Origin of the sequence: Salinivibrio sp. KP-1, from assembly GCF_000968645.1 — a bacterium.
Lineage (GTDB): Bacteria > Pseudomonadota > Gammaproteobacteria > Enterobacterales > Vibrionaceae > Salinivibrio > Salinivibrio siamensis.
This window is the reverse complement of record NZ_LAQR01000020.1, coordinates 1-1,186: the sequence shown is the minus strand read 5'-3', so window position 1 is coordinate 1,186 and position 1,186 is coordinate 1. Positions and strand designations below refer to the sequence as shown.

At 47.8% G+C, this 1,186-nt stretch carries 3 tRNA genes and 1 rRNA gene; all 4 read right to left on the bottom strand.

The window, feature by feature from the left end:
* Positions 1–481 (bottom strand): 23S ribosomal RNA (locus WN56_RS08575); the annotation flags it as partial.
* A 393-nt stretch (positions 482–874) separates the two neighbouring features.
* A tRNA-Val gene (locus tag WN56_RS08570) sits at positions 875–950 on the bottom strand.
* 9 nt (positions 951–959) lie between these two features.
* Positions 960–1,035 (bottom strand) — tRNA-Lys (locus WN56_RS08565).
* Between the two features lie 2 nt (positions 1,036–1,037).
* Positions 1,038–1,113: transfer RNA gene (locus WN56_RS08560), tRNA-Glu, on the bottom strand.
* Positions 1,114–1,186: the final 73 nt, after the last annotated feature.

The following is a 1,186-nucleotide window of genomic DNA, read 5'->3' as shown; positions in this document are numbered from 1 at the left end:
TCACAGGGGTTCTTTTCGCCTTTCCCTCACGGTACTGGTTCACTATCGGTCAGTCAGGAGTATTTAGCCTTGGAGGATGGTCCCCCCATGTTCAGACAAGATATCACGTGTCCCGTCCTACTCGTTTTCACGCCTAAGGCGCCGTCGGTTACGGGGCTATCACCCTTTATTGCCAGGTTTTCCAACCTGTTCACCTAACGCCTAAGCCGCTTAAGGGCTGCTCCGGGTTCGCTCGCCGCTACTGCCGGAATCTCAATTGATTTCTTTTCCTTCGGGTACTTAGATGTTTCAGTTCCCCGAGTTCGCCTCTTAGCGCTATGTATTCACGCTAAGATACCTGCTTATGCAGGTGGGTTTCCCCATTCGGACATCGATGGCTCAAATGCCTCTTACCAGCTCACCATCGCTTTTCGCAGGTTAGTACGTCCTTCATCGCCTCTGACTGCCAAGGCATCCACCGTCTACGCTTAGTCACTTAACCATACAACCCCAAGAGGTCTTTTTGCTCGATCTTTCTCTTTTATACGGCCTCTTGCTCACCGTTTGCTTGGTCACGTAACACGTTACGCTCCCCGCGACAAACGCCTCGCGCGAGATTGTCTAAAAAAGAAATCTGCGTCGCAAAACCACTCAGTGTTGAATCATCAACCAATTAAGGTTTTGTTTTTGCCGGACTCAAAATAGAGACTTTGCTTATCACTAAGACAAAGCCCAAGCACACTTGATTGTGTGAGTGACATTTCTGTCACTGATTGAGAACTTTACTGTCATTCTTTAAGAATGACTTGTCAGCTTTCCAGATTGTTAAAGAGCATGTCGTTTATTGCTAAATAAACCACGTTCTAAAGATTCTTAAGCAAAAACCTTTAAAGCGTGGTGGGCGATACCGGGCTCGAACCAGTGACCCCCTCCTTGTAAGGGAGGTGCTCTCCCAACTGAGCTAATCGCCCACAATAGTGTGGTGGGTTGTACAGGATTCGAACCTGTGACCAATTGATTAAAAGTCAACTGCTCTACCAACTGAGCTAACAACCCAATGGCGTCCCATAGGGGAGTCGAACCCCTGTTACCGCCGTGAAAGGGCGGTGTCCTAGGCCTCTAGACGAATGGGACACGCTGATATGTTTGGGAACATATCCTCTTTAATACTTTAACCTATACAATCTGTGTGAACACTCGCAAAAAT